At 65.8% G+C, this 26,838-nt stretch carries 14 protein-coding genes; 8 read left to right on the forward strand and 6 right to left on the reverse strand.

Annotation, left to right across the window (positions count from 1 at the left end; genetic code table 11):
- Positions 1–19: 19 nt before the first annotated feature.
- From ACOGXA_RS04275 to ACOGXA_RS04300, 6 genes are all read right to left on the reverse strand, one after another.
- Positions 20–1,165, reverse strand: coding sequence for an ABC transporter permease (locus ACOGXA_RS04275; RefSeq protein WP_419926044.1), 1,146 nt, complete (start codon positions 1,163–1,165; stop codon positions 20–22).
- Positions 1,162–1,914 (reverse strand): creatininase family protein, encoded by a 753-nt coding sequence (locus tag ACOGXA_RS04280; protein WP_419926045.1) that lies wholly within the window; start codon positions 1,912–1,914, stop codon positions 1,162–1,164. The genes ACOGXA_RS04275 and ACOGXA_RS04280 overlap by 4 nt, the downstream gene beginning before the upstream one ends.
- Before the next feature lie 22 nt (positions 1,915–1,936).
- The gene (locus tag ACOGXA_RS04285; RefSeq protein WP_419926046.1) at positions 1,937–2,416 is read right to left on the reverse strand and encodes a dimethylsulfonioproprionate lyase family protein; all 480 of its coding nucleotides are present in this window, start codon (positions 2,414–2,416) and stop codon (positions 1,937–1,939) included.
- Between the two features lie 90 nt (positions 2,417–2,506).
- Positions 2,507–3,400, reverse strand: a complete 894-nt coding sequence (locus tag ACOGXA_RS04290) for a hypothetical protein (protein ID WP_419926047.1) — start codon at positions 3,398–3,400, stop codon at positions 2,507–2,509.
- Between the two features lie 66 nt (positions 3,401–3,466).
- Positions 3,467–3,889 carry a type II toxin-antitoxin system VapC family toxin gene (locus tag ACOGXA_RS04295; protein WP_419926048.1) on the reverse strand — a complete coding sequence of 141 codons (423 nt, stop codon included), beginning with the start codon at positions 3,887–3,889 and terminating at the stop codon, positions 3,467–3,469.
- Entirely contained in the window at positions 3,886–4,128 is a 243-nt protein-coding gene (locus ACOGXA_RS04300; protein WP_419926049.1) for a hypothetical protein, read from the reverse strand. Before ACOGXA_RS04300 ends, ACOGXA_RS04295 begins: the two co-directional genes overlap by 4 nt.
- 237 nt (positions 4,129–4,365) lie before the next feature.
- Here ACOGXA_RS04300 and ACOGXA_RS04305 point away from each other — a divergent pair, with 237 nt between their 5' ends.
- The 8 genes from ACOGXA_RS04305 (at position 4,366) to ACOGXA_RS04340 (ending at position 26,831) form a co-directional block, all read left to right on the forward strand.
- Positions 4,366–4,509: a hypothetical protein gene (locus ACOGXA_RS04305; RefSeq protein ID WP_419926050.1), complete on the forward strand. Its 144-nt coding sequence runs from the start codon at positions 4,366–4,368 to the stop codon at positions 4,507–4,509.
- A gap of 163 nt (positions 4,510–4,672) precedes the next feature.
- Positions 4,673–5,962: a DUF222 domain-containing protein gene (locus tag ACOGXA_RS04310; RefSeq protein WP_419926051.1), complete on the forward strand. Its 1,290-nt coding sequence runs from the start codon at positions 4,673–4,675 to the stop codon at positions 5,960–5,962.
- Entirely contained in the window at positions 5,934–6,218 is a 285-nt protein-coding gene (locus tag ACOGXA_RS04315) for a hypothetical protein (RefSeq protein ID WP_419926052.1), read from the forward strand. The genes ACOGXA_RS04310 and ACOGXA_RS04315 overlap by 29 nt, the downstream gene beginning before the upstream one ends.
- A 42-nt stretch (positions 6,219–6,260) precedes the next feature.
- A complete protein-coding gene (gene ligA / locus ACOGXA_RS04320) occupies positions 6,261–9,305 on the forward strand; it encodes an NAD-dependent DNA ligase LigA (protein WP_419926053.1) in 3,045 nt (1,014 codons plus the stop codon).
- A gap of 13 nt (positions 9,306–9,318) precedes the next feature.
- The gene (locus tag ACOGXA_RS04325; RefSeq protein WP_419926054.1) at positions 9,319–9,966 is read left to right on the forward strand and encodes an HAD family hydrolase; all 648 of its coding nucleotides are present in this window, start codon (positions 9,319–9,321) and stop codon (positions 9,964–9,966) included.
- A gap of 160 nt (positions 9,967–10,126) precedes the next feature.
- Positions 10,127–11,053: a sugar phosphate isomerase/epimerase family protein gene (locus ACOGXA_RS04330; RefSeq protein ID WP_419926055.1), complete on the forward strand. Its 927-nt coding sequence runs from the start codon at positions 10,127–10,129 to the stop codon at positions 11,051–11,053.
- A 16-nt stretch (positions 11,054–11,069) separates the two neighbouring features.
- Complete coding sequence (locus ACOGXA_RS04335; RefSeq protein WP_419926056.1) at positions 11,070–12,104, forward strand: substrate-binding domain-containing protein; 1,035 nt, start codon at positions 11,070–11,072, stop codon at positions 12,102–12,104.
- Between the two features lie 276 nt (positions 12,105–12,380).
- Positions 12,381–26,831, forward strand: a complete 14,451-nt coding sequence (locus ACOGXA_RS04340; protein ID WP_419926057.1) for a Calx-beta domain-containing protein — start codon at positions 12,381–12,383, stop codon at positions 26,829–26,831.
- Positions 26,832–26,838: the final 7 nt, after the last annotated feature.

The following is a 26,838-nucleotide window of genomic DNA, read 5'->3' on the forward strand; positions in this document are numbered from 1 at the left end:
TTTGCTCCCCTCCGGGTATTCATGTTTGCTCCGACGTCGAGCCGGCCGATTGCTCGGCCTGCTCGGCGTCTTGGAGTTCTTGCTCGCCCGATCGAGCCGATTCCTCGGCCAGTTCGATGGCGCGTCGTTCTTCGTCGAGCTCGTGTTCGACTTCGACTTCTATGGCGGTGTCCTCGCTCCGGTTGGCCCACCGCTCCAGGTAGCGGCGCAAGAACTGAGATGTCATGGCCAGCACGAACACGACGCCAATCCATACGTCCTGCATATTCGACGACACGTTGAGCAGGTTGAGGCTGTTGCGAATAACGCCGATCAGCAGCACGCCGGCAAGCGTGCGGGGAATCGAACCTCGCCCTCCGAACAGGTTGGTGCCGCCCAGCACGACGGCGGCCACCGCATACAACTCGGTGAGCACCGCGGCATTGGGCTGGCCCACGTTGACCCGCCCCAGCAGGATGAAGCCTCCAACGGCCACGGCGAAGCCCCCCAGAACAAAGGTGATCACCCGCACCCGGGTGACGTTGATGCCGGCTCGGCGGGCTGCTTCGACATTGCCCCCCACTGCGTAGATGCGCAGGCCAAACCGGGAATAGCGCAGGATGATGTGGTAGGTGACACCGAGGCCCAGCGCCACCCAAATGGGCATCCGGAGGTTGAGGAAGTCTTCACCCCACCACGCCTTCCAACCGCCGGGGAGATTGCCCACGGTATTGCCCGCGGTGATCTCCCGAGCCAGACCTCTGGCCATGATCAGAAGTCCCAAGGTGGTGATGAACGAGGGGACTTTGAGCACCGCGGTGACAAGCCCGTTGAACAGGCCGGCGGCGATGCCCACGCCCACTCCGGCCAACAAGCCCAGCACGATGCTGTTATTGCGCACCATGGTGTCGGCCGCCACCACCCCGATCAGGGCCAGCACCGACCCCTGGGACAGATCCAGTTCGGCGGCGATGATCACCAGGGTCATCCCAAAAGCCGCGCAGGCCAAAACCGAGGTTTGCAGCAAGATGTTCTGGAGGTTGCCGGTGGTGAGGAATACGTCGGACTTGACGGTCATGACTGCGCCCAGGATGACCACCACGAAGATGGCGAACCCGGCCTCCACTACCCGGGGGATGGCGGCCCGGATCCTGTCCCAGCCGAGGACGACCGTGGGCTCGGTCACTGAGCCACCCGCTGCTTCGAGCGGCTGCGATGGGCTTCGATGCCCTCGACCACCAGGTTGGCCAACGCGTCGAGGTAGAGCTCCCCGGCGGCGGCCGTGGCGCCCCGGGGGTCGCCGATTACACCGACCGGGGACAATGCAGCCATGCCCTCGGAGCGCAGTATGGCGCTGGCCGAGGCTGCCGGGCCGATGTGGCCGGCCACTGCCGATGCCATGTCCACCCTCTCAGGGGCGATGGCCAGCATGATGCTGGTCTCGAAGTGCCCGCCGTGGGTACCCACCAGCTCTCGGTCGATGTCGAGCTTGGCCTCGGCCACCTGATGAACGGCATCTCGCTGGGCAGGCCAGTCGTCGAACGACACCACCCGGGCGCGGTCGACAGAGTCGAGTTCGGCGAGGGCCGCGGCCATCGCCCCGACGTTTCCGGCGTGGCCGGTCACCAGGTATGCGCTCCCGAAGCCGTGCCCCAGCAGGGTCGAGATGACCTCCACCAAGACGCTTTGGAGGGTCTTGCCGCTCAGGCTGGCCGTGCCGGGGAAGGCCAGGTGATGGCTGGAAGCCCCTACGGGGATGCAGGGCGATACCACGAACTCCCCTGCTCTGCGGGCTGCTCGGTCGGCCACCGCCTCGGCAATGAGGATGTCAGTGTCCAGGGGAAGATGAGGTCCGTGCTGCTCAAGGGCGCCCAAGGGAATCATCACATCCAAGGGGCCCTGCTCGAGCCGCTCTCCCAGCGTCGTCCAGCTCATCTCTCCCAATCGCACGGGCGCCTCAGAGATCGGTGAGGGCGGCGTCGAGGTAGGAGGGCTTCTGCGGACGACCCACGCCGATCACAACCTGCACCAAGGCTTCTTCATCGGTGTGATTGCGCAGACCGTGCATGATCCCGGCGGGGCTGTAGATCATCTCCCGTTCCCTGAGCACGGTGTCGAGGATCCGACCGTCGTCGTCCTCCCACCATGCGGTCAACTCTCCCTTGACGACAAAGAAGACCTCTTCCACCTCGTGGGCGTGCGACGGGGCTTCGGCGCCGGGGGGCATCATCATGACCGACAGGGTGAAGTTGTCAGCGGTAACGGTTCCTGGTTCGTGGTGCTTGCCGGTGATGCTGGCGCCCACCATCCGCACGTGGGCCCGTCGGTACTTCTCTTTGAGGTCCCCCTGAGCGGCAAACGGCGCCCAGTCCAGCTCTTTGCCTCCGTACCGCTGGATGTGCTCGTTGAACTCCGCTTCGGTGAAATGACTCGCCATCGCTTCCCTCCCCCGGGGTATCTCAGTGCTCGGTATCTTAGGGCCAAAGCTTCACCGGTGCTGAGCGCGTCTCCCAGCCGGGGGTTCGAGCTATACGAGATGGCGTCGGCGGGCGAGTTCGACCACCTGACCGGGACGCGACGGGGCAACCAGGATGGCGCTGGCCTGGGCCTCTTCGGTTCGGTCTTTCCCCTTCCGGCGAGCCGGCGGGACCAGGGTGATCGGCTGGCTCATGGATACCTCGAGGATCAGCCCGGCGGCGCCCTCACTCAGGTCGAGCGCATCGGATTCCCTCGGGGCCGGCCCCAAGCCGGCCACCGCTCGGCGGCGCAGCAGCACTGGGTCTTGGACTGCCAGGTGGTCGTGGAGCACCACCCCGGCGGGCACGAACACCAGCCAGCGCCGAGTGAGCGAACACAAAGAGCGGGCCCCGAAGACCGCCAAGGCGGCGCCTGCCACGGTGACCGCCACCCCGGACGCCCATTGCTGGGCGGCCAGCAGAAGCGGCCCGCTCACCACGCCCGCAACGGTGACCGCAGCCGCCAACGGCAGCGGCCCGGCCAACAGCACCGCGGACGGTCGCAGCAGAAGCCTGATCTCGTCGCCGTAGGAGATGCCGTTCACATACACCTGGCCCACCGGAGCGCTCAGCGCGATGGCGGCCACCGCTCCGGTGACCGCTCCCACAAGGGCAACCTGGTTCCAGTCGGCGTCGCCCATTCCCGCCCATACCAGAGCCGCCACCGCCGACGGCACCGCCAGCCGAACAAGAACCAGCGTCGTCGGATGGGCCAGCAGGGCGCCCAACAGAACCACGGCCCAAAGCACCCACAAACCCACCGACGCGGTCGACCGCCATGCCGCGGAGGTATCGCGCAACCCGTCGGCCAGCACCGGACCCGCCGTGAACGGCAAGGCCGCCCACCACACCCGCACCACCCACACCCAGGCCCGATCCCCCCGCAGGTCTTTCACCCACCCCACTACAGCATCTCCCCTATCCCAACCCAAACCCACCTTGGCTCGGTCTTCGCACGCGAAACGCGAAGACTAGGGACTGTCGAGAACAAGGTTGAAGGGGACGCCGCCAGAGAGGCGGTAGGTGTTGAATCCCCTGCGGTCCAGAGTCAGGATTTCGGATGTAGCAAGTTCCTCCGCCAGCAGGACAAGGGTGGCATCGGCGAAGTCCATGGGGGTATCGGCATATCGCTGCATCAGCGCGACTGCATCGCGGATGTCTGAAGGCTCGCATGGGCCGAATATTCGCATTCCGCTCTGAGTGATGAACTCGCTGAGAGCAGATGCACCGTTGCGAGCCCGGCGGATGAAGTGCATGGCTTCGGTGACCACTGCGGCTGTGGTCGCCAGAACGCCTGCGTAGCCGTCTAATGCCTCGCCCACCCGGTCATGCTCGACCTCGCCAGAATCGAGGTAGGAAACCAGCGGCCCAGTGTCAATCAGCCAAATGTTCACGAGCGCCAGTTATGGGCGCGAATTTCGGATTGCCAGCGATCTTCGGTTGCATCGGCAAGCTCGGTCTGGATCGAGCCACGGAGGCGGCCGATCCGCTCGCCCAAGGGGCTTGGATCCACAGCCTCCCGCAGCGCCCCGCGCACGATTTCTGAGACCGAAGTGCCCAAGAGTTCAGCTCGACGGACAGCCGCGTCCCACAATTCGGTCTCAACTCGCACGGCCATCAACTTCGTACCCATGAACATATAGCGTACAACACTCGTATAACAACCGTGCCGAGAATTTGGAAGTGTCCCCAACGCCCGCAACGAACCCGCGTCGGCGTTCCCCGCAAGGACGCCAAGTCAAACTACCGTCCAAGGCAAGAGCCCGAAGTCCCAGGTCCGTCGCGTAGAGCCGCATATCAAGCCACCGTCAACTCAGGTGGCGAGCCATCCACTGCGGTTTCCAAGCGCACCCACTTTCTGGTGTTAGGGATGACCGACTACAGCAAAGTCGGTACTGATGGCATGTCCAACAAAATGAGGAAAGCAGTAGATCTCAGAGATTCAGGATCGGCCATTGAGATCATCGACGAAGACGACTTCTTCCGAATGGCTGATCCCGCTGCTTTCTCCTGACCAAGACCCGACGCGTCGGTAGACCAGTACCTGCATTCCCCGCGAGGTCGTGAGGTCAAACTGTCACCGGGGTCGGTAGACTAGTGACATGGATTTAGGCAGTCTAACCAGGGAAAACACCCCACTTGCCGGTAGTGGGCCTAAGGGCCGCAGAAGCCGCTGTGTGGGGGTAGAGCTGCCTGAATCCTCCGACTTGGAATCGGGTGATCTGGTCAAGTTGATCCTCCAGGCCGATAGCGCCCGACGCCAGATTGACGGCTATCTGGCTGCGTTGTTGGGCCGCTTCGGCGAACTCGAAGGCCAAGACGCCGCTGAGGAACTGTGCCGCCAGTTCGGCCTCGGTCGCCACCGAGCCCGCAAGCAGGCCAAGACCGCCAACGCTCTCAACGCCCTGCCCACCACGCTGGACGCAGCCAAACAAGGGTGGATCTCTATCGACCACGCCCGAGTATTGGCCGAGTCGCACCAACGGACCCCGCTGTCCACCGAACAGGAGCTGGAACTGATCACCGCGGCGATCACCGAGGATCTTGATGAGTTCAAAAGGACGATGGCCCGCAGCGAGGACCAGCGCCGGGCCGACGGCGGGTTGACCCGCCACGAGCGCCAGCGCGAGCGCCGCAGCGGCAAGGTGTTCGATGGCGACGACGAAATGGTGATTCTGCACGCCGAGTTTGACCGCATCGCCGGCGAGCGGGTCAAGACCGCTATGAACGACCTGTGCGATCGCATGTTCCGTGACGATGCCAAGACCGGAAGCGACCGTACCCACCAGCAGCGCAATGCCGATGCCCTGGTCGCCCTGATTACCCAGCAGCCCGCAGGGGGTGCCAACGTCCACGGAGAAGTCGACATCGACGCAGAAAGCGCCATCGAAAGCAATCGCGAGTCAGCCTCCAACGCCACTGCCGCTTCCAGCGACGACGGTGCCGCTGGCTCAGACTGTGAGCTTGCACCCCAGGCCACGACACTGATCGTCACCGTTGCCTACGACACTTTGAGCGGCCAACTCAAGAACGCGGAGCTCATCGACGGCACCCCTATCGACATCGACGAACTCCGGCATATCGCTTGCAACGCCGGCATCGTCCCGGCCATCTTCGCCTCCGACGGCCAGCCGCTGTACATGGGAAGAAAACAACGAGCCGCCACCGCCGCCCAAAAGCTGGCCCTGTGCGTCCGAGACAAGCGCTGCATCGGCTGTGGCATGCGAGCCAGTGCCTGCGACGCCCACCACATCATCTGGTGGGACGACAACGGGACCACCGACATGACAAACCTCGTACTGTTGTGCCCGAAATGCCACAAGAAGGTCCACAAGCACGGTTACACCATGGCCAAAGACCCCACTGGGCAGCGCCAGCTCAAACCGGCAGCCAAGGCAAGAGCCCGAAGTCCAAGCAGCACACTTGAAGCCAGCCGTTATGACCGGACCCGTTCAAGACATTCTTGAGCACGCCGATGAGCTTGCCCAGCGGTCCGAAGACTACGAACCATCGGAAGGCGACGAGGTGCCTTTGGATGAGTACTTGCTGAAGCGGGCCGTGATGGCCCGGGCCCGCTGCGAAGGCCAGATCGCAGAAGCCGTTATTTCGGCCCGACGGGGGGCATCACCTGGAAGCGGACCGGAGAGCTGTTGGGGCACATCACAGCAAGCTGCCCAACAGCGCTACGATGCGGTCGTCGAGCAAACTGAAGCAAGCCCCTGACAGCCGCTTCCGCTGATGGCATCCCGCAGTACTATCCGGCAGGTGAAGACGGGTGCGGAAGACCGCATGGCGGAGTTGGTCGAGCTTGTCCGGTACCACGATCAGCGTTATCACGCCGATGACGCCCCAGAGATTACTGATGCTGAATATGACCAACTCAGGCAGGATTTGATCGAACTTGAGGCTGCCCACCCGGAGTTGGTCCGGAAGGGTTCGCCCACCCAAACGGTCGGAGCTGACCCGTCGACACTGTTCGAACCGGTCGAGCACCGGGTGCCGATGATGTCGTTGGACAATGCATTCGACCGAGACGAACTGAATGCATGGGCAGACCGGGCCCTGCGCCGCTTGGCTGGCGTACGAGCTCGCAGGGCCGCCGAAGAGTCCACCGGTCAGGGAATGCTGCTTTCGCCTGATGACCTGGAGGACGAAGAGGACAGGCCTGAAAGCAGAGAAGCGATTGGACAAGAAGGTTTGCCACAGGAGCTGGGCAACCTGGTGTGCGAACTCAAGTTCGACGGCCTGGCCGTTTCGCTGCGCTATGAGAATGGCAGGCTGGTGCAGGCTGCTACCCGAGGCAACGGCCGGGTGGGCGAAGACATCACCGCCAACATTCGGACCATAAAGTCTGTGCCCCATCGGCTTCGAGCGGGTGCGCCGGCAGTGCTGGAGGCGCGGGGGGAGGTCTATATGCCCCTAGCCGCCTTCGATGCCCTTAATGCCCAGCAAGAAGCCGATGGCAAGCCCCGCTACGCCAACCCCCGCAACACCGCGGCCGGCTCGCTGCGCCAGAAAGACCCAACGATTACCGCCACCCGCGGGCTATCGATGTGGTGCTACTCAGTTGGCGAAGTGGAGGGAGGCCCTGGGTTGACTACCCACAGCGCGACCTTGGAGTACCTAGGCAGCCTCGGTCTGCCGGTCAATCCCGTGACCAAATCCGTGGACTCCATTGAAGAAGCCTGGAAGTTCGTTGAGCGCTGCGAGGCCAAGCGCCACAACCTGCCCTATGAGCCCTATGAGCCCTATGAGTACGAGATCGATGGTGTAGTCATCAAGGTCGACCGACTTGACCTACAACAGGAACTCGGTGCCACCAGCCGGGCGCCTCGATGGGCCATCGCCTACAAGCTTCCCCCTGAGGAGAAGACCACCAAGCTCTTGGACATCCATGTCTCCATTGGGAGTAAGGGCAAGGCCACCCCGTTTGCCGTGCTTGAACCTGTGTTCGTCGGCGGCTCCACCGTGGAGATGGCCACCTTGCACAACGAAGACCAGGTGAGGTTCAAGAAGGTTCGGCCCGGTGATTCAGTGATAGTCCGAAAGGCAGGCGACGTGATTCCTGAAGTAGTAGGGCGGGCTGACGACGACTGCCCGTCCGACCGCCTCGAATGGCAGTTCCCAACGACTTGCCCCTGTCCCTACCAGGAGAAACTGACACGGGAAGAAGGCGACGCAGCCCACTATTGCCGTTTCGAGGGCTGCCCCGAGCAGCTTAGGGGCTGGATAGAGCACTTCGCCGCCCGCAACGCCTTGGACATCGAACACTTGGGTGAGCAGCGGGTCCGTCTGTTTGTCAAGCTCGGACTCATCATGAATGTGGCTGATATCTACAGGTTGGATCCCGACGGTTTCGAGTTGCTTCGGGAACTAAAACATGCCACTTGGGCTGCTCACCTCAATGATGACGCAGAAATTGTTCTTGACACCAGCATGGTGGCTGCCCTTTCTCAGCTCGACTCTGAGCGCCGCGCTGACCTGGCCACCTCAATCGAGAGTCTCAAGCATCGCCCACTGGCTGAACTGCTGGTTGGCCTCAAGATCGATGGACTTGGGCCCACAACTGCCAAGTCCATAGCCCGGGATTTCGCCCACCTCGACAAGGTCTTCGAGGCATCGTCTGATGACTTGGCCGTGGTCAAGGGAGTCAGGAAGGCAGTCGCAGAGGCAACCAAGGCCTACTCGAAGGAAAACAAGTTGTCCATCGACAAGCTGCGCGCTGCGGGAGTCGATATGGGGGATCTGGCCTCGTCGACAGAAGGCGAGAATTCTGCGGAGCGCAAAGAAGATCCCCCTTTGGTGAAGACTCCACACTCGCCGCCTGGCAGAAAACTGTCTCTAGAGCAAGAGGAAGCTCTGCAACGGATCATCAGGTTCGTCGCACCCACCCCCAAGCGGCCAACCGAAACCGACCAAGACCTTCAGGAGAAACGTGACCAAGGAAGAAGAAAAGCCACCAGTGAGCAGGCTAGCAACGCGACTCGAACACACAGGGGAATTGGCGAGCAAAAGGCCAGATTGCTGTTCCATCTCGGTTTGATCGCCGATTTCGGCGACTTGTTCAACTTGGACTTGGAGTTTATCGATGAGTACAGGAAACTCGCCTGGAACACCAAAATAGGCGATGGACGCGAGTACACCCTTATGACCGACGAGGTAGCTCAACTAGCCGGCTTCGCGGATCTGTCAATCTCCAATCTGAGACAAGCCATCGATGAGTCCAAAGATCAACCCTTGGCTCGGCTGCTAGTCGGCCTCAACATCAGGCACCTGGGCGACACTGCCTGCGAAGTGTTGGCTGATGCCTACGAAATCCAAGAACAAGACGGAGAGGTGCCAGCTTTGGACCTCATCATGAAGGCTTCGGTTGAGGATTTGGCCCACGTGGATGGCATTGGGCCAATCATCGCCGAGAGCGTCCACGAGTTCTTCCGGTCGAAAGTCAACCAGCAGATCATCGAGAAACTCAAAGGCGCAAAACTGACCTCCACCATGTTCATCTCCTCCGACGACACCGGGCAGGCCGAAGCCGAGGCCCTGGCCCAAACCCTGGCCAGCATGACTATCGTCGTCACTGGCGGCCTGGAGGGCTACACCCGTGACGGTGTGGGCGCAGCCATCAAGACTCGGGGCGGCAAGTCGCCGGGAAGCGTTTCGTCCAAGACCACCGCCGTCGTGGTGGGCGAGAACCCCGGTGCTTCCAAGTTGGAAAAAGCCGAGAAGTTGGGTATTCCGGTGCTTGATGAGGCACAGTTCCGGCGGCTCATCGAGACGGGGGAGCTGCCAGGGGCCGGGGAGGCACCATGATTGAAGAGTCACCATGATCAGCGCAGTGTTCTGGGATTTCGGCGGGGTGTTCACCGGTTCGCCGTTCCATCTCGACGACTATGCCCGCTCGCTGGGCACTACCAACGAGCGGCTGCTGGAGCATGTCTTTGGCCGATATGAGGCCAACGGCGACCATCCCTGGCACCGGCTGGAGCGAGGTGAGGGGACCCTGGCTGAGGCGCTGGAGGCGGCGGACGAATCTTGCCGGGCCGACGGCATCGAGGGTTTCAGCGCCGAGGGTTTTTTCAAGGCCATGTCGGGCACCAGCAGCGAAGAGCGACGCGACAAGGTAATGGCCAAGGTCAGCGAGCTTAACGACGCGGCCATCAGACAGGCCATCATCACCAACAACGCCAAGGAGTTCGGCGACATATGGCGCAGCCTCATCCCGGTTGACGAGCTCTTCGAAGCGGTGATCGACTCCAGCGCGGTGGGGATCCGCAAACCCGATTCGGCCATCTATCGCCTCGCCCTCGAACGCCTGGAGGTGTCTCGCCCCGAGACCAGCGTCTTCTTGGACGATTTCGAGCCCAATGTGGCCGCGGCCCGAAACTTGGGCATGCATGGCATCTTGGTCGGCGAGGACATTGTCCCCGCACTCCGCGAACTCGACCGGATTCTCGGCAACGACGGGGTGTAAGCGGTCCTGGAAGTTGAGCCTGGCCAACTAGAGCGGGTATCAGACGGGCGATGGCATCCAGTAGTCGCGCCCCAATTCGAAGAATCTGTTTGACCATGCGCAAACAAGGCATAAGATGGTCGTTCCGGATGGGACGCGAGAAGGGGCCGTTGGCGCGCGTATGAATCTGCTTGAACGATTGGCCACCGCGCCCATCAGCTGGGGGGTCTGCGAGATGCCCGGCTGGGGTCACCAGCTTCCCTGCGAAGCGGTGCTCAAAGAGATGTCGTCCACCGGGTTCACCCATACCGAATTGGGATCGCTCGGCTACTTGCCCAAAGATCCCGCCGAGCTGCGGTCCGCTCTAAATGACCACAACCTGTCTTTGCTCGGCGGGTTTGTCCCCTTGGTCTTGCACGACCCCGCCCAAGTCGAGACCACTAGGGCCGCAGCCACCGAGGCGGCCGCGCTGATCTCAGGCGGAGGCGGACGCTATTTCGTCACCTGCGCGGTCAGCCACCCAGACAACTGGCGCCAGCGGCCTCTGGCCCAGCACGAGTGTCCCGCTGCCGCCGCCGCCCTCGACGAAGTCGAGAAGATTGCGGCCGACCATGGCCTGATCCAGGCTCTCCACCCCCACTTCGGCTCGCTGGTGGAGACCGCCGCGGAGACAGAGCACATGCTGGAGAGCAGCGACACTGCCCTAGTGCTGGACACTGCCCACCTTCTGCTCGGGGGCGGCGATGTGGCAGACATGGCCAAGCGCTATTTGGACCGCATAGCACTGGTACACATCAAAGACGTAAATCTGGGCATCGCGGCCCGGGTCACGGCGGGAGAACTGTCGCTCATGCAGGGCGTGCAGCAGGGCTTGTTCCCGCCTCTAGGTCAGGGAGGGTTGCCGATCGCCGAGATCGTCGACCTCCTTGAAAAATCAGGACGCAACCTTTGGTACGTCCTGGAGCAGGATGCAGCGATAGCGGAGGGAGACCCCTCTGCCATAGCTCGGCTGAGGTTCGACGCCTGCCAGAGCATCGATTTCCTGCGAAGGCTGGAGCCCGCGACTGCGGGTGCCGGAACCTCACAAAAGCAACAACACCTACCTTGAGAGGGGTAACCCAACAATGAGAAAGCTATGGAAGCTGGTTGCATTGCTGTTTGCGTTGACACTCGTGGCCGCGGCATGCGGCAACGACGACGACACCAGCGAGCCCGCACCCAGCGAGCCTACAGAAACAGCGGCACCAGCCACTGAAGCGCCGACGGAGGTCGTGGAAGTAGATCCCACCCAGGGCTGCGACAAGACCTACCACGTAATCACCCACGGTGATTCCGGCACCTTCTGGTCTGTGGTCGAGGTTGCCGTGCGCGACGCCGCCTCTGCCATCGGCTGCGATGTGGTCTACTTCGGCTCCAACAACGACGCCCTGAGGCAAGCCCAGGAGATCGAAGCGGCCATCGCCGCCGGCTCCGACGGCATCGCCATCTCGCTGGCCGACCCGGCCGGTGTCCAGTCGGCTGCTGAGGCCGTTGTCGCTGCCGGGATCCCGCTGTACACGCTCAATTCCGGCGTGAACAACTACAAGGACCTGGGCGCGGTCAGCCATATCGGGCAGACCGAGACTGTGGCCGGCAACGGCGCGGGCGAGCGGTTCAACGCTTTGGGCGCCACCCACGTGCTCTGCGCCCGCCAGGAGCAGACCAACGTGGCTCTAGAAGAGCGCTGCAATGGCCTAGCCGAGACTTTCGGCGGCCAGGTGACATCGGAGTTCGTCGGCCTCGACGCCAATCCTGATGAGCAACAGAACACCATCGCCGCCATCCTTCAAGGCGATGAGAGCATCGACGGCGTTCTCGGCGTCGGTCCGAATCTGCCCCTGCGGGCACTCACTGCTGGCGAGCAAGCCGGGAGGGACCTCGTAATCGGCGGCTTCGACCTGTCGAGCGACCTCATCGATCAGATTGAGCAGGGCAATGTGGCCTTCACCGTCGACCAGCAGCAGTACCTCCAGGGGTACCTGCCGGTCATATTGATGCACCTGCAAGCCACCAACTTGAACACCGCGGGCGGCGGCCTGCCCATCCTCACCGGTCCGGGCTTCGTCGACACCGCCAACGCGGCGGACGTCAAGGCACTGGTGTCCCAGGGAACCCGCTAAACCCAAGAACTGGCCAGCGGCGCGATTTACGTCGCTAGCTGGGGTAAGACCACGAAGAGGAGCGCTGCCCGAGTAATTCGGGCAGCGCTCCTTCCGTTGTGCCAAGAGGGAGTATTGGGCCGGTTTAGAGATCCAATCAGATTGTCGGCTGAAAGCACCGTGGGCCAGCGCTGTCGCTCATACAATCGATTTGATGGGAGCAGCGCGCGAGCCGGATCAGGGTGGGTAGTCGGGTTGGTGCCGGGGTTGTTGTGGACTCGTTGGAATGTGAGGGTCGTGGGTTCGTTGTTGGTGCGGTTGGTTGTGGTGGTGGGTCTGGTCGGGTCGTTGTTGGTTGGGGTGTCGGGTGCGGCTGAGGCGCAGGTGGTGTCGGCGCCGACGTTGTTGCGTGATGAGATCACAGAGGGCGAGTCGCGTCGTTTTGTGATTGCGGGTGTTCCGCGGGGTTATTCGCGGTATTTCGTGCAGTTCAAGGCGTTGGAGGGCTATACGGCGAGCGCGGGTGATGTGGTGTTCGAGGCGCGTGCGGATTATGTGGTCTCGCCGGGGCAGTCGGGTCGGGTGGGGCCGTTGTTCGGGCGCAGTGGGGGTTCGGGGTCGGTGGGGTTCAGGGTGGAGGCGGTTGATGACGGGGTGGCGGATCCTGATGAGACGTTCGGGGTGCGGTTGTGCTCGGCGTTCAATTGCGGTTCGGGTGCGGTGTTGGGGGATTGGACGGTGACGATCCGCGAGCGGGCGGCGGATGTGGTGTTGTCGGGGACGGGTGTGTCGGTGGGGGTGTCGGGGGGTTCGACTTCGATGTTGGAGCGGTCGGTGAGCGGCGACGGCCTCGACACCCGCGACAGCGTGACGATCACGGTGGCGTCGGCGCCGACCGCCGACATCGTGGTTGTGGGCGATGTGGCGCAGCAGGCGCCGGTGGCGGTGGCGGGGGGCGGCACGGAGATGTTCCCGGTGGCGTGGGTGGCGAGCGAGGGGGCGGTGTTCACCACCACAGACACGTATCCGGCGTCGGTGGTCTTGGAGATCTCGGCGCGCGACAACACAGTGGACACGGCGGGCGGGTCGTTGTCGGGGACGGTGACCTGGACGGTGTTGGAGTACAACGCTGCGTTCATCGACAAGGCCGCGGGTTCGCCGACGACGCCGTACACGGGCATTTCGGTGCCCGATGTGGCGTTCACGGTCACCGACGACGACCCGACGTCGGTGGAGGTGCTGGCGCTGGCGACGCCTGATGCGTCGGCGACGGAGGGGGATTCGTCGGACACGGCGGGGTTCAGGCTCAGGCTGGGGCGGGCGTTGGTGGCCGGGGAGTCGTTGACGGTGCCGGTGCAGCCGATCGGCGGCGTGCTGGGCGCCGATTTCTCTTTGGCGCTGTCGGGTTCGCCGCAGGGGGTGTCGTATGCGGCGGCGGCCAGCGGGTTCGGCGAGGTGACGTTCACAGGGCCCTCCGCGCGGGAGGCGGCTTTGGTTGTGGGCGCTCTGGCCGATGCCGACGAGGTGAGCGAGTCGGTGCTGTTCTTGGTGGCTCACCGGTCGAACGAGGCGGGGCCCAGGTTCCTGCGGGCCGGCGATCTGGCCGGGGGGGCGTGCTCGGGGATTCGGTGCCCGCACCACGACACGCTCGCAGCGGAGTATCGGGTGCGGTTGTGGGACACCAGCCCGGGGCTGCGCATCGCCGCAACAGACGGGGCCGAGGTGGCCGAGAACGGCGGCGAGCTCAGCTATGAGGTGAGTCTGGCGGCGGCGCCGGAGGCCGGGGAGACGGTGACCGTGGCGGTGTCGAGCGGCAACACCTCCGCGCTGACGGTTACCGCCGGGGCGTCGTTGAGCTTCACCGCCGCGGACTGGTCGACCCCCCAGCAGATCACGGTGCAAGGCGTCAACGACACAACCGACACCGCAAACCGCCAAGTGACGGTGGCCCACGCGGTGTCCAACAACGGGGGCACGTCGTATAGCACCGCGTCGGACCGCGATGTGGTGGTGAGGGTCGTCGACGACGACGCGACCACCATCACGCTGTCAGGCGGCGGGACGCTGGAGGAGGCGCCGTTGGGCACGGGGTGGATCCCGGCGCCGTCTGAGGTGATGGTGGAGGGCGACGCGTCGCGCGCTGATGTGTTGATGGTCTCTTTGGGCCGCGAGCTCGTCGCGGGCGAGTTCGTGCGGGTGCCTTTGGTGGTGGAGGCGCTGGAGAACGGGTCGCGGGTGGCCCAGCTTTCGGGCCGCGAGCCGCGCACGTCGGCGAACGTGGCGTGGCCGCCGCGGTTCAACGATGTGACGATGGCGGCGTCGGGTGTCGGCGTGTCGTTCGAGCATGTGGATGCGCGCACCCCGCCGGGCACCGGCTATCGGGTGGTCACCTTCGCCGGCGCCGGCGCTCAGACCGCGACGGTGCGCCTCGCGGCCCGCGGCGGGTTCGACGACGGTGAGACCGCCGACGACGACTTGTTGTTCAGCATCTACCCGCTGAACCTCGAATCGGACCCCCATGAGGCGCTTTTGGCCCAGTTGGCGGGCGGGGACACCTCGAATCTGGGCGGCGGGCTCATGGAGTGGCAGCCGCGCGCGGTCGGGGCGGCGTACCGGATGTTCCGCATCACAGACGACGACGACCCGGTCGTGGGCGCCGATTGGCCGCTTTTGCCGGACGGGGTGGGGCCGGGCGACAAGTTCCGCCTCATCTACGTGACCTCCGCCACCACCGCGGCCGACCGCCCGGACGCGGCGTTCTACGACCAGTTCGCGCGCGACGAGATCACCGGCAACACGCTGCGCCACGGCGGCGTGGCGGCGCTGGCGCCGTACGCCGCGGAGTTCAAAGCGGTCATCAGCGCCAAAGGCGCCGGCGAGACCGTTCCCCTCGACGGCGCGGCGGGCCATGCCCGGTTCGGCGCGGCGGTCACCTCGTCGTCGTCGGACTACAACGACGTGAACGCCGCGGTGTACTGGGTTAACGGGGCGAAAGTGGCCGACACCACCGTCGGGTCGGGTTCCGATTTCACCGACGGCACCTGGGACGACGAGACCAACCCCAAATACGCCGACGGCAGAGCCGCCACCGCCAGCACAACCGGCTACTGGACCGGCAGCGCCCAAAACGGCACCGCCGCCCCCACCTGCACCGCCCCAGGCCGCCCAAACAGGCTCGTCGCCGGGGAGGAATGGGTCGCCGTCGGCCACCTCAACAACAACTCGTCCACACCGCTGGGCGCTGCCACCGCCGCCGGCACATCAACCACCGACCCTGCGTGCATCGGCGAGCGCGGCGCCCTGCCCGACGGATCCACCGCCACCCAGCCCAAAAAGCCGCTGTACGCGCTGTCCAGCGCGTTCACCGTCGAGGCAGGCGTAACCATCGACCCAGCGTCGGCCTCCGAGGGCGGCAACATATCGTTCACCGTCACCCTCCCCGCCGACGCCGCCTCCCCAGTCACCGTCCCCTACACCCTCACCGACGGCCGCGGCGTTTCCACCGACCCGGCCCACAGCGTCGCCACCGGCTCAGCCGACGGAACCTCGGCCGACTACAACAACACCGCCGGCAACGTCACCATCGCCACCGGCAACCGCACCGGCACCATCACCGTGGCCACCACCCAAGACGACGTATACGAAGCCGACCACTACCTAACCGTCATCCTCGGAACGCCCACCGGCACCGACCCGCCCGCCCTCAGCGCCACCCGCCCCACCGCCGTCGGCACCATCACCGACGCAGCCGACCAACCCTCCATAGGCGTCCTCGGCCCGTCCAACTTCTCAGCAGAAGAGGACGCCGGCACCCACACCGTCACGCTGCGCAAAACCGGAACGACCCTAGTCCCGGCCTCGGTCACCTGGTTCACCAGATCCAACACAGCGATCTCCGGCGAAGACTTCGAAGGCGCCGAACAGACCATCACCTTCGGACCCTCAGAAACCGACAAAACCGTCACCGTAACCATCATCGACGACGAAAGCCCCGAACTGACCGAAACCTTCTTCGTCGCCCAGCTCACCGACTTCGTCGACGCCCAACGCGCCGTCGGCGTCTCAGGCGTCGTGAACTCCCAAATCCTCAGTATCAGGGTGAGCGACCCGCCAACCATCACCATCGCTGCCGCCAACCCCATCACCACCGAAGGCGACCCCGCCACCTTCACCATCACCGCCAGCACAGCCCCCGCCTACGACATGCTGGTCTCGGTCCAGGTGGCAGAAACCGGCGCCGGCGACCACATCGCCGCCACCGACGAAACCACCCACACCGTCACCATCGCCCAGGGCGAGATGTCTGCCGAGTTCCTCGTCGACACCCAGAACGACAACACCGCAGAACCTCACTCCCAATTCACCGCCTCCATTCCAACCCCCACCCACGGCGGCTACACCCCCCACCCCCAACCCACAGCCACAGCCACCACCACAATCCAAGACAACGACACCACGCCGCTGGCGACCGTGGCCTCATCCGCGCATCTGGCGAGTGAAGCCGGAGGCGAGCGCACTGCGAGGATCACAGTGGTGCTGTCGGCGTTGGCCGAAAGCAACGTCGACGTCGGCTACACGGTTTCGGGCACGGCGACTGCGGGGTCGGACTATGCAGCTTTGCCGGGCACGGTGAGAGTGCCCGCGGGCAAGCAAACGGCGGTGGTGGAGGTGACCGTCCTCGACGATGTCCTCGACGAGAACACCGAGACGGTGGTGGTGCGCTTGGACGACGCCGCGGCGTACGACCTCGGCAGCATTGCGCAGGTTACGGTGAGCATCATCGACGACGACGCGCCGCCGACTGCGGTAGCGCTCAGCGTCGCGCCGGCGGTGATATCCGAAGGCGGTGGCACCGCGACGGTCACCGTGATTGCTACTGTGCTCGGTGCCACCCGCTTCGCAGCCGCGCAGACGGTGTCCGTGTCGGTGGCCGCATCGGGCGCCCAGGGTGTCGTGGGCGTGTCGTCGGTGTCCGACTTCAATGTGGTCATACCGGCCCGGGCCCGTTCGGGCAGCGCCACCTTCACGCTGACGCCAACCGATAACAACGTGGCCGAATCCCCCGAGACGCTGAACGTCACCGGCGTCCTCAGCGGAGCGGAGGTGGTCGCGGCCCGCCTGTTCGTGGTGGACGACGACGGCCCCACCAGCGGGCAGCCTTCGGCCCAGGTGGTGATCTCGGCCGGCGAGATCCACGAGGGCGCCACAGCAGCGGTGGCTGTGCTGCTCGACCGTCCGCTGCCCGGCACTACCCCGGTCCGCCTGCCGCTGACCGTTGCGGGCGGCTACGCCGCTGCGGAGTCGGATCTGTGGGCTTCAGAAGTGGTGATCGCGCCCGGCGCGCGTTGGGGTTCGGCGGTGCTGTACGCGCGGCCCGACCGCCACGACGAATCCAACGAGGCCGCCCGCGTCCAACTCGACCCGGTACACCAGGCGCGCGGTGTGGCGGCATCGGTGCCCCACGCGGCCGTGACCGTGATCGATGCGACGCCGACGCCGATATATCTGGAAGTGGAAAGAGCCGAAAATGTGGAGATAAGGAACATCCCGGGACATACACCAACCCACGACCGGAGTGTGTTCGTCAAGCTGGGTCGGGCACTTGCCGCCGGCGAGACAGTGTCGGTGCCTCTGGTCGTTGCGGGTAGCGACGCCTCGGTCTGGGCGCCGGCATTCCTGGGGGGAACAGCCTCAGGCATCACCCTGACGGGCAGCACGCTGAACTTCACCGCGGGCGGCGATCAGACCGCGACGGTGATTCTGGCCGCGGCTGCCGATGACGACACGATCAACGACATCGCGGAGATAATGCTCGGCGAGCCCACCACCACGGGATTGGCCGGCGGGGCCCGCGCCCTCGGACGAGGCCTGCGGTCGACGGTCGACTACGACGCTGCCAACGACGCTGCCGCCATCGTGAGCCTTCGCTCTGCCGACGTGACGGTGACCGAGGGCCCCAGCACCGCGGGACATGACTGGGCCCAGTTCGATGTGGTGCTCTCGACGCGTCAAGGACCGTTGACGGCAAACGTCTGCGCGGTCAACGGCACTGCTGAGCGCGGCGTCCACTTCATGCTGCACGATGGCTTCGGGCAGCTACCGGTCGACATGAACGGCTGCGTAAGCGCACAGGTCGGGGCGGGCCGTGCGTTCGCTCCTGTGACCTTGCTCGGCAGCAATAGCGACGACAACGTCGACGCGCCGAACAGGACGCTGACAGTGACCATGACCGTACCGAGCCTTCCGGCAAACGTCTCGACGGGCATCACCGAAATCGACGCCCTCGTGGTCGACGACGACCCGACAGTGGTGAGCCTGAGCGGCGGCGGTTCCATTGTCGAGGGAGACACCTCCTCATCGGCCGACGTGACGGTGCAGCTTGGCCGGCCGCTGGTCGCGGGCGAGACCGTCGAAGTGCCCCTGCTGCTCGCAGAGGGCAGTGGCGCCGTGCTCAGCGGCGCCTCGCGCATGTTCTCTTTGGCGGCGACCGGCACCGGGGTGGTGCTGCGCGACGGCGCCACGGCGGCCCCGAGGCTGATATTCGCCGATGCCGGTGCCGCAACCGCCACGCTGCGCTGGACCGCCACCGCGTCGGGCGACACCGACGCTGATGCTGCGAGCGAGCAGTTTGCGGTGGTCGTGGGAAATCTCGACGCAGCCGGCCTCGCGACCAACGTCGGCGGCGGCGCCGTGGCCGACCGGACTGCTCCGGCCGCCGTGGTGACGGTGGTCGACGACGACGCACCTGCGGGCATGTCGGTGTCGCCGGTGTCGGTGGAGGTGACCGAGGGCGGCTCGGCTGGTTCATATGAGGTCTGGCTGAGTGCGGACCCCGGTGGTGAGGTGACGGTGACGCCGGCGTCGGGAGATGCCGGTGCGGTGTCGGTGGGTGCTGCGCTGACGTTCGATTCGACGAATTGGAGCGAGAAGCAGTCGGTGACGGTGACGCCGGTGTCTGACGCAGATGACGCCGATGAGTCGGTGACGGTAACCCACACGGTCGCGGGCTACGGGGCGGTGGTGTCGGGTCCGTCGGTGACGGTTACCGTGGTCGATGACGACACCGCCGGCGTGACGGTTACGGAGTCGGACGACTCGACAACGGTGAGCGAGGCGTCGGGCGACGACAACACCGACACCTACACGGTGGTGCTGGACTCGCGTCCGACCCATCCGGTGACCGTCACGGTCACCTCCGCGACGCCGGGCGCCGCGACGGTGAACGCGGCGGGCGGCACGCCGGGCGCGTCGGCGACGCTGACGTTCGCGCCGACGATGTGGAACATGCCTCAGACGGTGACGGTGACGGGCGTGTCCGATGACGTCGATCAGACGTTGGCCGGTGTGAACGACGGGGACGGTCAAGTGCCGTCGCGCTTGGCGAAGATCGGTCATGCGGCGGCGTCGACGGACCCGGATTATGTGATCGCGGATGCGGGGTCGGTGGACGTGACGGTGGTGGATGACGACACCGCCGGTGTGTCGATTGCCGAGTCGGACGACTCGACGACGGTGAGCGAGGCGTTGGGCGCTGACAACACTGATACCTACACGGTGGTGCTGGATTCGCGTCCGGCTCATCCGGTGACCGTCAGGGTCACCTCCGCTACGCCTGCGGCGGTGAAAGTGAACGCGGTGGGAGGCACGCCGGGCGCGTCGGCGGTGCTGACGTTCGCGCCGTCGGCGTGGAACACGCCTCAGACGGTGACGGTGTCCGGCGTGGACGATGACGTCGATCAGGCAATGCCGCGCACCGTGACGATCACCCATGCGGCGGCGTCGACGGACATGAACTATCGCAGAACGCTGGCCGTAGACAGCGTTGAGGTGACCGTTGCCGACGACGACGAGGCAGGCGTGTCGGTGTCGCCGGTGTCGGTGGAGGTGACCGAGGGCGGCTCGGCTGGTTCCTATGAGGTCTGGCTGCGTAGCGATCCCGGTGGTGAGGTGACGGTGACGCCGGCGTCAGGCGATGTCGGCGCGGTGTCGGTGGGTGCTGCGCTGGAGTTCGATTCGACGAATTGGAGCGAGAAGCAGACGGTGTCGGTTTCGCCAGTGAACGACGCTGACGCCTCCGATGAGTCGGTGACGGTGACCCACACGGTTGCGGGGTACGGGACGGTGGTGTCGGGTCCGTCGGTGACGGTGACGGTGGACGACCACGAGTCGCTGCCAACCGTCTCGCTGTCGATATCGGGTGGCGGCACGGCCACCGAAGGCGACAGCCTCACTCTGACTGCAACGCTGTCAGCGGCGATCTCGCCACCGGCTGCGGTGACGATCCCGCTGGCCCGGGTGGCCGGCAGCTCAACCGCCGGCCGGTCCGATGTCGGCCTGCCGGCACAGATAGAGGTCGCCTCCGGGCAGCTCATGGCCACGGCGACGCTGGAGGTTATCGCTGACGGCGTCGATGAAGCCGACGAGGTGTTCACCGTGGGCCTGGGCAGTGATTATCGGGGAGTCCGCCCCCATCCCAGCGCGGGCACCGCGTCGCTGACGATCACCGACGCCGATCCGACGACGGTGATCCTGAACGCCATACAGGCCACTGCCACAGAAGGCCTACGGGTGACCGGTGACGACGGCGTCCCCGTCGTGCCCGCGCAGTACACCGCCAGCCAGCTCGGAGAGATATCGGTCTACCTCGGCAGGGCTCTTGCGGCCGGCGAGCAGGTGACGGTGCCGTTGGAGTTCGGCGGCGACGGCACCGCATCCGATTTCGTGCTCTCCCTGCGCGACTCCCCGCTTGCTGGGGTGTCGCTGTCGGGCACCGTGGTCACCTTCAGCGGCGGCAGTGGAACAAATCCGCAGTTGGCCGTGGTGAGGCTGCTCGCGCTGCCCGATGCGGATGCGGCCAACGATGTGGTCACCGTCTCGCTGGGCACGGTGACGGCCACCGGTCTCGACGGCGGCGTCGAAGCGCGGGGAACCGCACTCATCACCGTCGTGGATCGCCACGGCGGCTCAGCAGATCGAACGCTGTTGCTGAAGTCTGCCGACACCGTTATCGAGGAGCGGCGCCCCCCCAGTTTCGCCCCCTTTTTCGTCCGGGGCGGAGCATTGTTCACTGCGGTGCTGTCTTCGGGTTCAGGCCCCGTCGGCGTTCGAATCTGCGCCACCGACGGGACCGCCGTGTTCGGCACCGATTACGCCTTCGAATCTGGGACTGCTGTGCCCGGCCAAACCGGCCGGTCTTGCGTCGATCTCGACATCGGCCCGGGCTTGGCATCTGCGGAGGTCCGAGTGTTGGCCCCCGACTTCTTCTTTGCAACTGAAGACGAAATCGACGAGCCCGACAAGCGCTTTACCGTCGCCGTCTCGCTGCCGTCGCCGGTGGTCGGCGTGTCGGTCTCGACCACGGAGAACACCCTGACCGGCATCGTCGAAGACGACGACCCGACATCGGTGTCGCTGAGCGGCGGCGGCACCATCACCGAGGGCGACACAACGAGCGCCGCCGACGTGACGGTTCAGCTGGGCCGGGCGCTGGTCGCCGGCGAGGTCTTGGAGGTGCCGCTGGTGCTGAGCTCGACCACGGGAGCGACGCTGTCGGGCAGCACGGCGGCGTTCACGATCTCGAAGAAGTCGGGCACCGGCGTCACGCTTAGCGGGGCAACCACCGCCTCTCCGACGCTGGTGTTCTCCGGCACCGGGGCCCGCACCGCGGTGCTGGCATTCACCGCTTCGTCTCGCAGCGATGACGATACCGCTGACGAGTCGGTGGCAGTCTCGCTCGGCGGTCTGGACGCGAACGGATTGGCCACCAACATCGGCGGAGGCGCGTCGGCCGATCCTGACGCCAGCAGCGCAACGCTGACCATCACCGACAGCAACTCCGCGGGGGTGTCGATTTCTGAGACGAATGATTCGACGTCGGTGACTGAGGCGGCGGGGGGCCGTACTGATACTTATTCGGTTGTGTTGGACACCCAGCCGACGCATTCGGTGGTGGTGACGGCCACGTCGGGCACGCCGGCGGCGGCGGCGGTGAGCACAGGGGGCGGGTCGGCGGGGGCGGCGGCGTCGTTGACGTTCTCGACGTCGAATTGGGACAGCCCCCAGACGGTGACGGTACACGGGGTGGACGACTCGGCGGATCAGGGGGCGTCGCAGATGGTGGTGATCTCCCATGCGGCGACGTCTACCGACACCGATTATGTGATCGCGGATGCGGGGTCGGTGGACGTGACGGTGGTGGATGACGACGCGACGGTGGTGTCGTTGGGGGTGAGCTCGTCGTCGGTGGCCGAGGGCGCGTCGGTGTCGGTGTCGGTGTCTTTGTCGTCGGCGGCGCCGACGGGGGGCGTGGTGGTGCCGGTGCAGCGCCGGGCTGCGGGCTCGACGGCTGAGGCCGCGGATTACACGCTGGCCGCGTCTGTGACGGTGGCGGCGGGGTCGTCGTCGGGAATGGCGACGCTGGCCGCGACCGACGACAGCATCGACGAGGGCGCCTCTGAGACGCTGGTGATCGAACTGGGCACTCTGCCGACGGGCTATGTGGCGGGCGCCACGTCGCATCAGACCATCACGATCACCGACAACGACTCCGCGGGGGTGTCGATTTCTGAGACGAATGATTCGACGTCGGTGACTGAGGCGGCGGGGGGCCGCACTGATACCTACACGGTGGTGTTGGACACCCAGCCGACGCATCCGGTGATGGTGGCGGCCACGTCGGACACGCCGGGCGCGGCGACGGTGAGCGGGCCGGGCGGTACGGCGGGGGCGTCGGCGACGTTGACGTTCTCGACGTCGAATTGGGACAGCCCCCAGACGGTGACGGTACACGGGGTGGACGACTCCGCCGATCAGGGGGCGTCGCGCATGGTGGTGATCTCCCACGCGGCGACTTCGACAGATACCAACTATGTGATCGCCGATGTGGTGTCGGTGTCGGTGACGGTGGTGGATGACGACGCGACGGAGGTGTCGTTGGGGGTGAGCTCGTCGTCGGTGGCCGAGGGCGCGTCGGTGTCGGTGACGGTGTCTTTGTCGTCGGCGGCGCCGACGGGGGGCGTGTCGGTGCCGGTGCAGCGCCGGGCGACGGGCTCTACGGCTGGGACGGCCGATTACACGCTGGCCGCGTCGGTGTCGGTGGCGGCGGGGTCGTCGTCGGGTTCGGCGACGCTTATGGCGGACGATGACGACATTGACGAGGGCGCCTCTGAGGTGCTGGTGATCGAGCTGGGCACTCTGCCTACGGGCTATGTGGCGGGCGCCACAGCGCACCAGACGCTGACCATCACCGACAACGACTCCGCGGGGGTGTCGATTTCTGAGACGAATGATTCGACGTCGGTGACTGAGGCGGCGGGGGGCCGCACTGATAGTTACACGGTGGTGCTGGATTCGCAGCCGACGCATTCGGTGGTGGTGACGGCCACGTCGGGCACGCCGGCGGCGGCGGCGGTGAGCACAGGGGGCGGGTCGGCGGGGGCGGCGGCGTCGTTGACGTTCTCGACGTCGAATTGGGACAGCCCCCAGACGGTGACGGTACACGGGGTGGACGACTCGGCGGATCAGGGGGCGTCGCAGATGGTGGTGATCTCCCATGCGGCGACGTCTACCGACACCGATTATGTGATCGCGGATGCGGGGTCGGTGGACGTGACGGTGGTGGATGACGACGCGACAGTGGTGTCGTTGGGGGTGAGCTCGTCGTCGGTGGCCGAGGGCGGGTCGGTGTCGGTGTCGGTGTCTTTGTCGTCGGCGGCGCCGACGGGGGGCGTGGTGGTGCCGGTGCAGCGCCGGGCTGCGGGCTCGACGGCTGAGGCCGCGGATTACACGCTGGCCGCGTCTGTGACGGTGGCGGCGGGGTCGTCGTCGGGAATGGCGACGCTGGCCGCGACCGACGACGACATCGACGAGGGCGTCTCGGAGACGCTGATTATCGAGCTGGGGACCTTGCCGTCTGGCTATGTGGCGGGCGCCACGTCGCATCAGACCATCACGATCACCGACAACGACTCCGCGGGGGTGTCGATCTCAGAGACGAGCGGCTCGACGGCGGTGACCGAGGCGGCAGGGGGCCCGAACTCCGATACTTACACGGTGGTTTTGGACTCTCAGCCGACCCATGAGGTGACGGTGACGGTGACCGCGGGGGCCGGGGTGCTGGTGGACGGCCCCGACCTGGGCTCGACGGGCACCCGGGTGGAGACGCTGACGTTCTCGACGTCGAATTGGAACAGTGCCCAGACGGTGAAGGTGTACGGAGACGATGACAACATCGACCAGGCCGCCACCCGCACGGTGACGATCACCCACGCGGCGTCGTCCACCGACCCCAACTACGGCAGCTCGCGGAACATTGAAGACGTAGACGTGACGGTGACCGACGATGACTCCTCTGGTGTAACGATCACGCCGTCGGGCGGTTCGACGGCGGTGACCGAGGCGGCGGGCCCTGGGAACTCTGATACTTATTCGGTGGTGTTGGATTCGCAGCCGACGCATCCGGTGATGGTGACGGCCACGTCGGACACACCTGGAGCGGCGACGGTGAGCGTGGGGGGCGGGGCAGCGGGCGCGTCGGCCACTTTGACGTTCTCGACGTCGAACTGGAACAGTGCGCAGACGGTGACGGTGTTCGGTGTGGACGACGCCGTAGATCAGGTTGTGCCGCAATCGGTGGTGATCTCCCATGCGGCTACGTCGACCGACACCAACTATTCGCTCGCCGACGCCGGGTCGGTGGTGGTGACAGTGGCTGATGACGACTCGACGGTGGTGTCGTTGGGGGTGAGCTCGTCGTCGGTGGCCGAGGGCGCGTCGGTGACGCTTTCGGTTTCTTTGTCGGCGGCGGCGCCTCCGGGTGGGGCGGTGGTGCCGGTGCAGCGTCGGGCGCTGGGCTCGACGGCGGTGGCGGCCGATTACACGCTGGCCGGTTCGGTGACGGTGGCGGCGGGGTCGATGTCGGGGTCGGCGACGCTGGCGGCGACCGACGACAGCATCGATGAGGGCGCCTCTGAGGTGTTGGTGGTGGAGTTGGGGGCCCTGCCCGCGGGGTTTGTGGCCGGTGTTCCGGCGTCTGTGGCGGTGACGATTGTCGATGACGACGATCCCCCGGTGGTGCCGGGTGGCGAGGTGCCGATGGTGAGTGTGGCCGGGGCGCCTGGGGTGGAAGAGGGCGAGGCGGCGGTGTTCACGCTGACCGCGTCGCCTTTGCCGACGGCACCGGTGGTGGTGACGGTGAGCGTGGCGCAGCATGGCAGTTTCTTGGACGTAGGCGAAGGACAGCACAAGGTGACGGTAGGAGTGTCGGGGACGGCGACACTGAGCATGGCCACGGTTGACGACAGCGTGGACGAGGGGCGGGGTGCGGTGCTGGCGGCGTTGGTGGACGGTGTCGGCTACGAGGTGGACTCCGACGCGTCGCAGGCGTCGGTGTGGGTGAACGACAACGACGACCCGCCGCAAGTGGCGCCGATAAGCGTGGTGTTCGATGTTGTGGACTCGGCGTTGGTTGAGGGCGACAGCGCCGATTCGGGGTCGGTGCGGCTGAAGCTGAGCCGGTCGCTGGGGGCGGGTGAGACGCTGAATGTGGATCTGGACCGCACCAACGTGGACGCCGGGGTGTGGGCGTTCGCTCTGGCCGGGTCGCCTGCGGGGGTTTCCTACGATACGTCGGCGGCGCGGTTGACGTTCACGGGGCCCTCGGCGCCCAGGGAGGCGGCGGTGACGGTGACCGCGGCGGCGGGATCGGTGGACGGCTCCGCGGGCGGGGTGCGGGCGGTGCCGTTCGCGGTGGCCTCGGTGTCGGGCGTGGAGGGCGCGCAGGGCCAGATAGGCGACGAGCACGCCCAGACGCTCTATATAAGTGACAGCGCGGCCACCGGGCCGGTGCTGGACCTGTCGGCCCACGCCAACCAGGACCGGATCGTGGAGGGCGGCATCCTCTCGGTGCTGTTCACGCTGTCTGAGAAGCGGACAGTGCCGACGGTGGTGCGCTTCGAGGTGGCCGGGTGGGGCCAGTATCCCACCCAGCCCGGCGATCTGGGCGACCCCTGGCCGGCCAAGTGGATCGCCGCCGACAGCCAGTGGGAGCTGGTGATCGCTGCGGGCAGCCTCTGGACGGGCGGGACACTGCGGGTTCTGGACGATCAGGTTCCCGACGGGGACAAGATGTTCGCGGTGCGCATTGCCAGCGTGTCCTCAGGAGTGCGCGTCGGCCGCGCCGAGCGCGTGGTGATCGCCCGCGACACCTCTCCGGACCCCGAGATCGTGATGCGCTACCGGGCGGTGTTCGACAACGACGATCTCGCCGCCACCACGCACCCCGACTGCGCCGGCGACGACACCGCCACCACAGAGGCGGCCTACACAGTGCGGCTCAACAAGCAGCCCGAGCCCGGGCGCACCGTACACGTAGACATCTTCGACCGCGCCGACCTCACCCGCAAACAGATCAAGGCCATCACCGACGACCTCGGCCACAGCGCCTTCAACTTCAACGCCCCCCACAACGCCGCCACCGTCGACGACAACTGGACCAACAGCCTGCGCGTGTGGTTCTACAGCGACGACTGGGACCAGCCCCAGACCGTCACCGTCGAAGTCGCCTGCGCCGCCGCCCAAGCCGGCTCCGCACAGATCTGGCACCGCACCCAAGCCCACCCCACCCCCCGCGACCCGCTCGTCTACCGCCAAATCCTCATCGAGCACCCCGAACACGGCTGGATCAGAGCAGCCCGATTCGTACCCCCACCCATCACCCACCAACCCGTCCACATAACCGCCACCGGATAACGCTCCG

The sequence above is a fragment of the Candidatus Poriferisocius sp. genome, from assembly GCF_965208475.1.
Classification (GTDB): domain Bacteria; phylum Actinomycetota; class Acidimicrobiia; order Acidimicrobiales; family Bin134; genus Poriferisocius.

Bases quoted from the DNA above. Each gene is read 5' to 3' on its own strand.
- ACOGXA_RS04315 (WP_419926052.1), top strand. From the start codon at position 5,934: ATGACCGGACCCGTTCAAGACATTCTTGAGCACGCCGATGAGCTTGCC.
- ACOGXA_RS04300 (WP_419926049.1), bottom strand. From the start codon at position 4,128: ATGGGTACGAAGTTGATGGCCGTGCGAGTTGAGACCGAATTGTGGGAC.
- ACOGXA_RS04280 (WP_419926045.1), bottom strand. From the start codon at position 1,914: ATGAGCTGGACGACGCTGGGAGAGCGGCTCGAGCAGGGCCCCTTGGAT.
- ACOGXA_RS04330 (WP_419926055.1), top strand. From the start codon at position 10,127: ATGAATCTGCTTGAACGATTGGCCACCGCGCCCATCAGCTGGGGGGTC.
- ACOGXA_RS04285 (WP_419926046.1), bottom strand. From the start codon at position 2,416: ATGGCGAGTCATTTCACCGAAGCGGAGTTCAACGAGCACATCCAGCGG.
- ACOGXA_RS04325 (WP_419926054.1), top strand. From the start codon at position 9,319: ATGATCAGCGCAGTGTTCTGGGATTTCGGCGGGGTGTTCACCGGTTCG.
- ACOGXA_RS04305 (WP_419926050.1), top strand. From the start codon at position 4,366: ATGACCGACTACAGCAAAGTCGGTACTGATGGCATGTCCAACAAAATG.
- ACOGXA_RS04335 (WP_419926056.1), top strand. From the start codon at position 11,070: ATGAGAAAGCTATGGAAGCTGGTTGCATTGCTGTTTGCGTTGACACTC.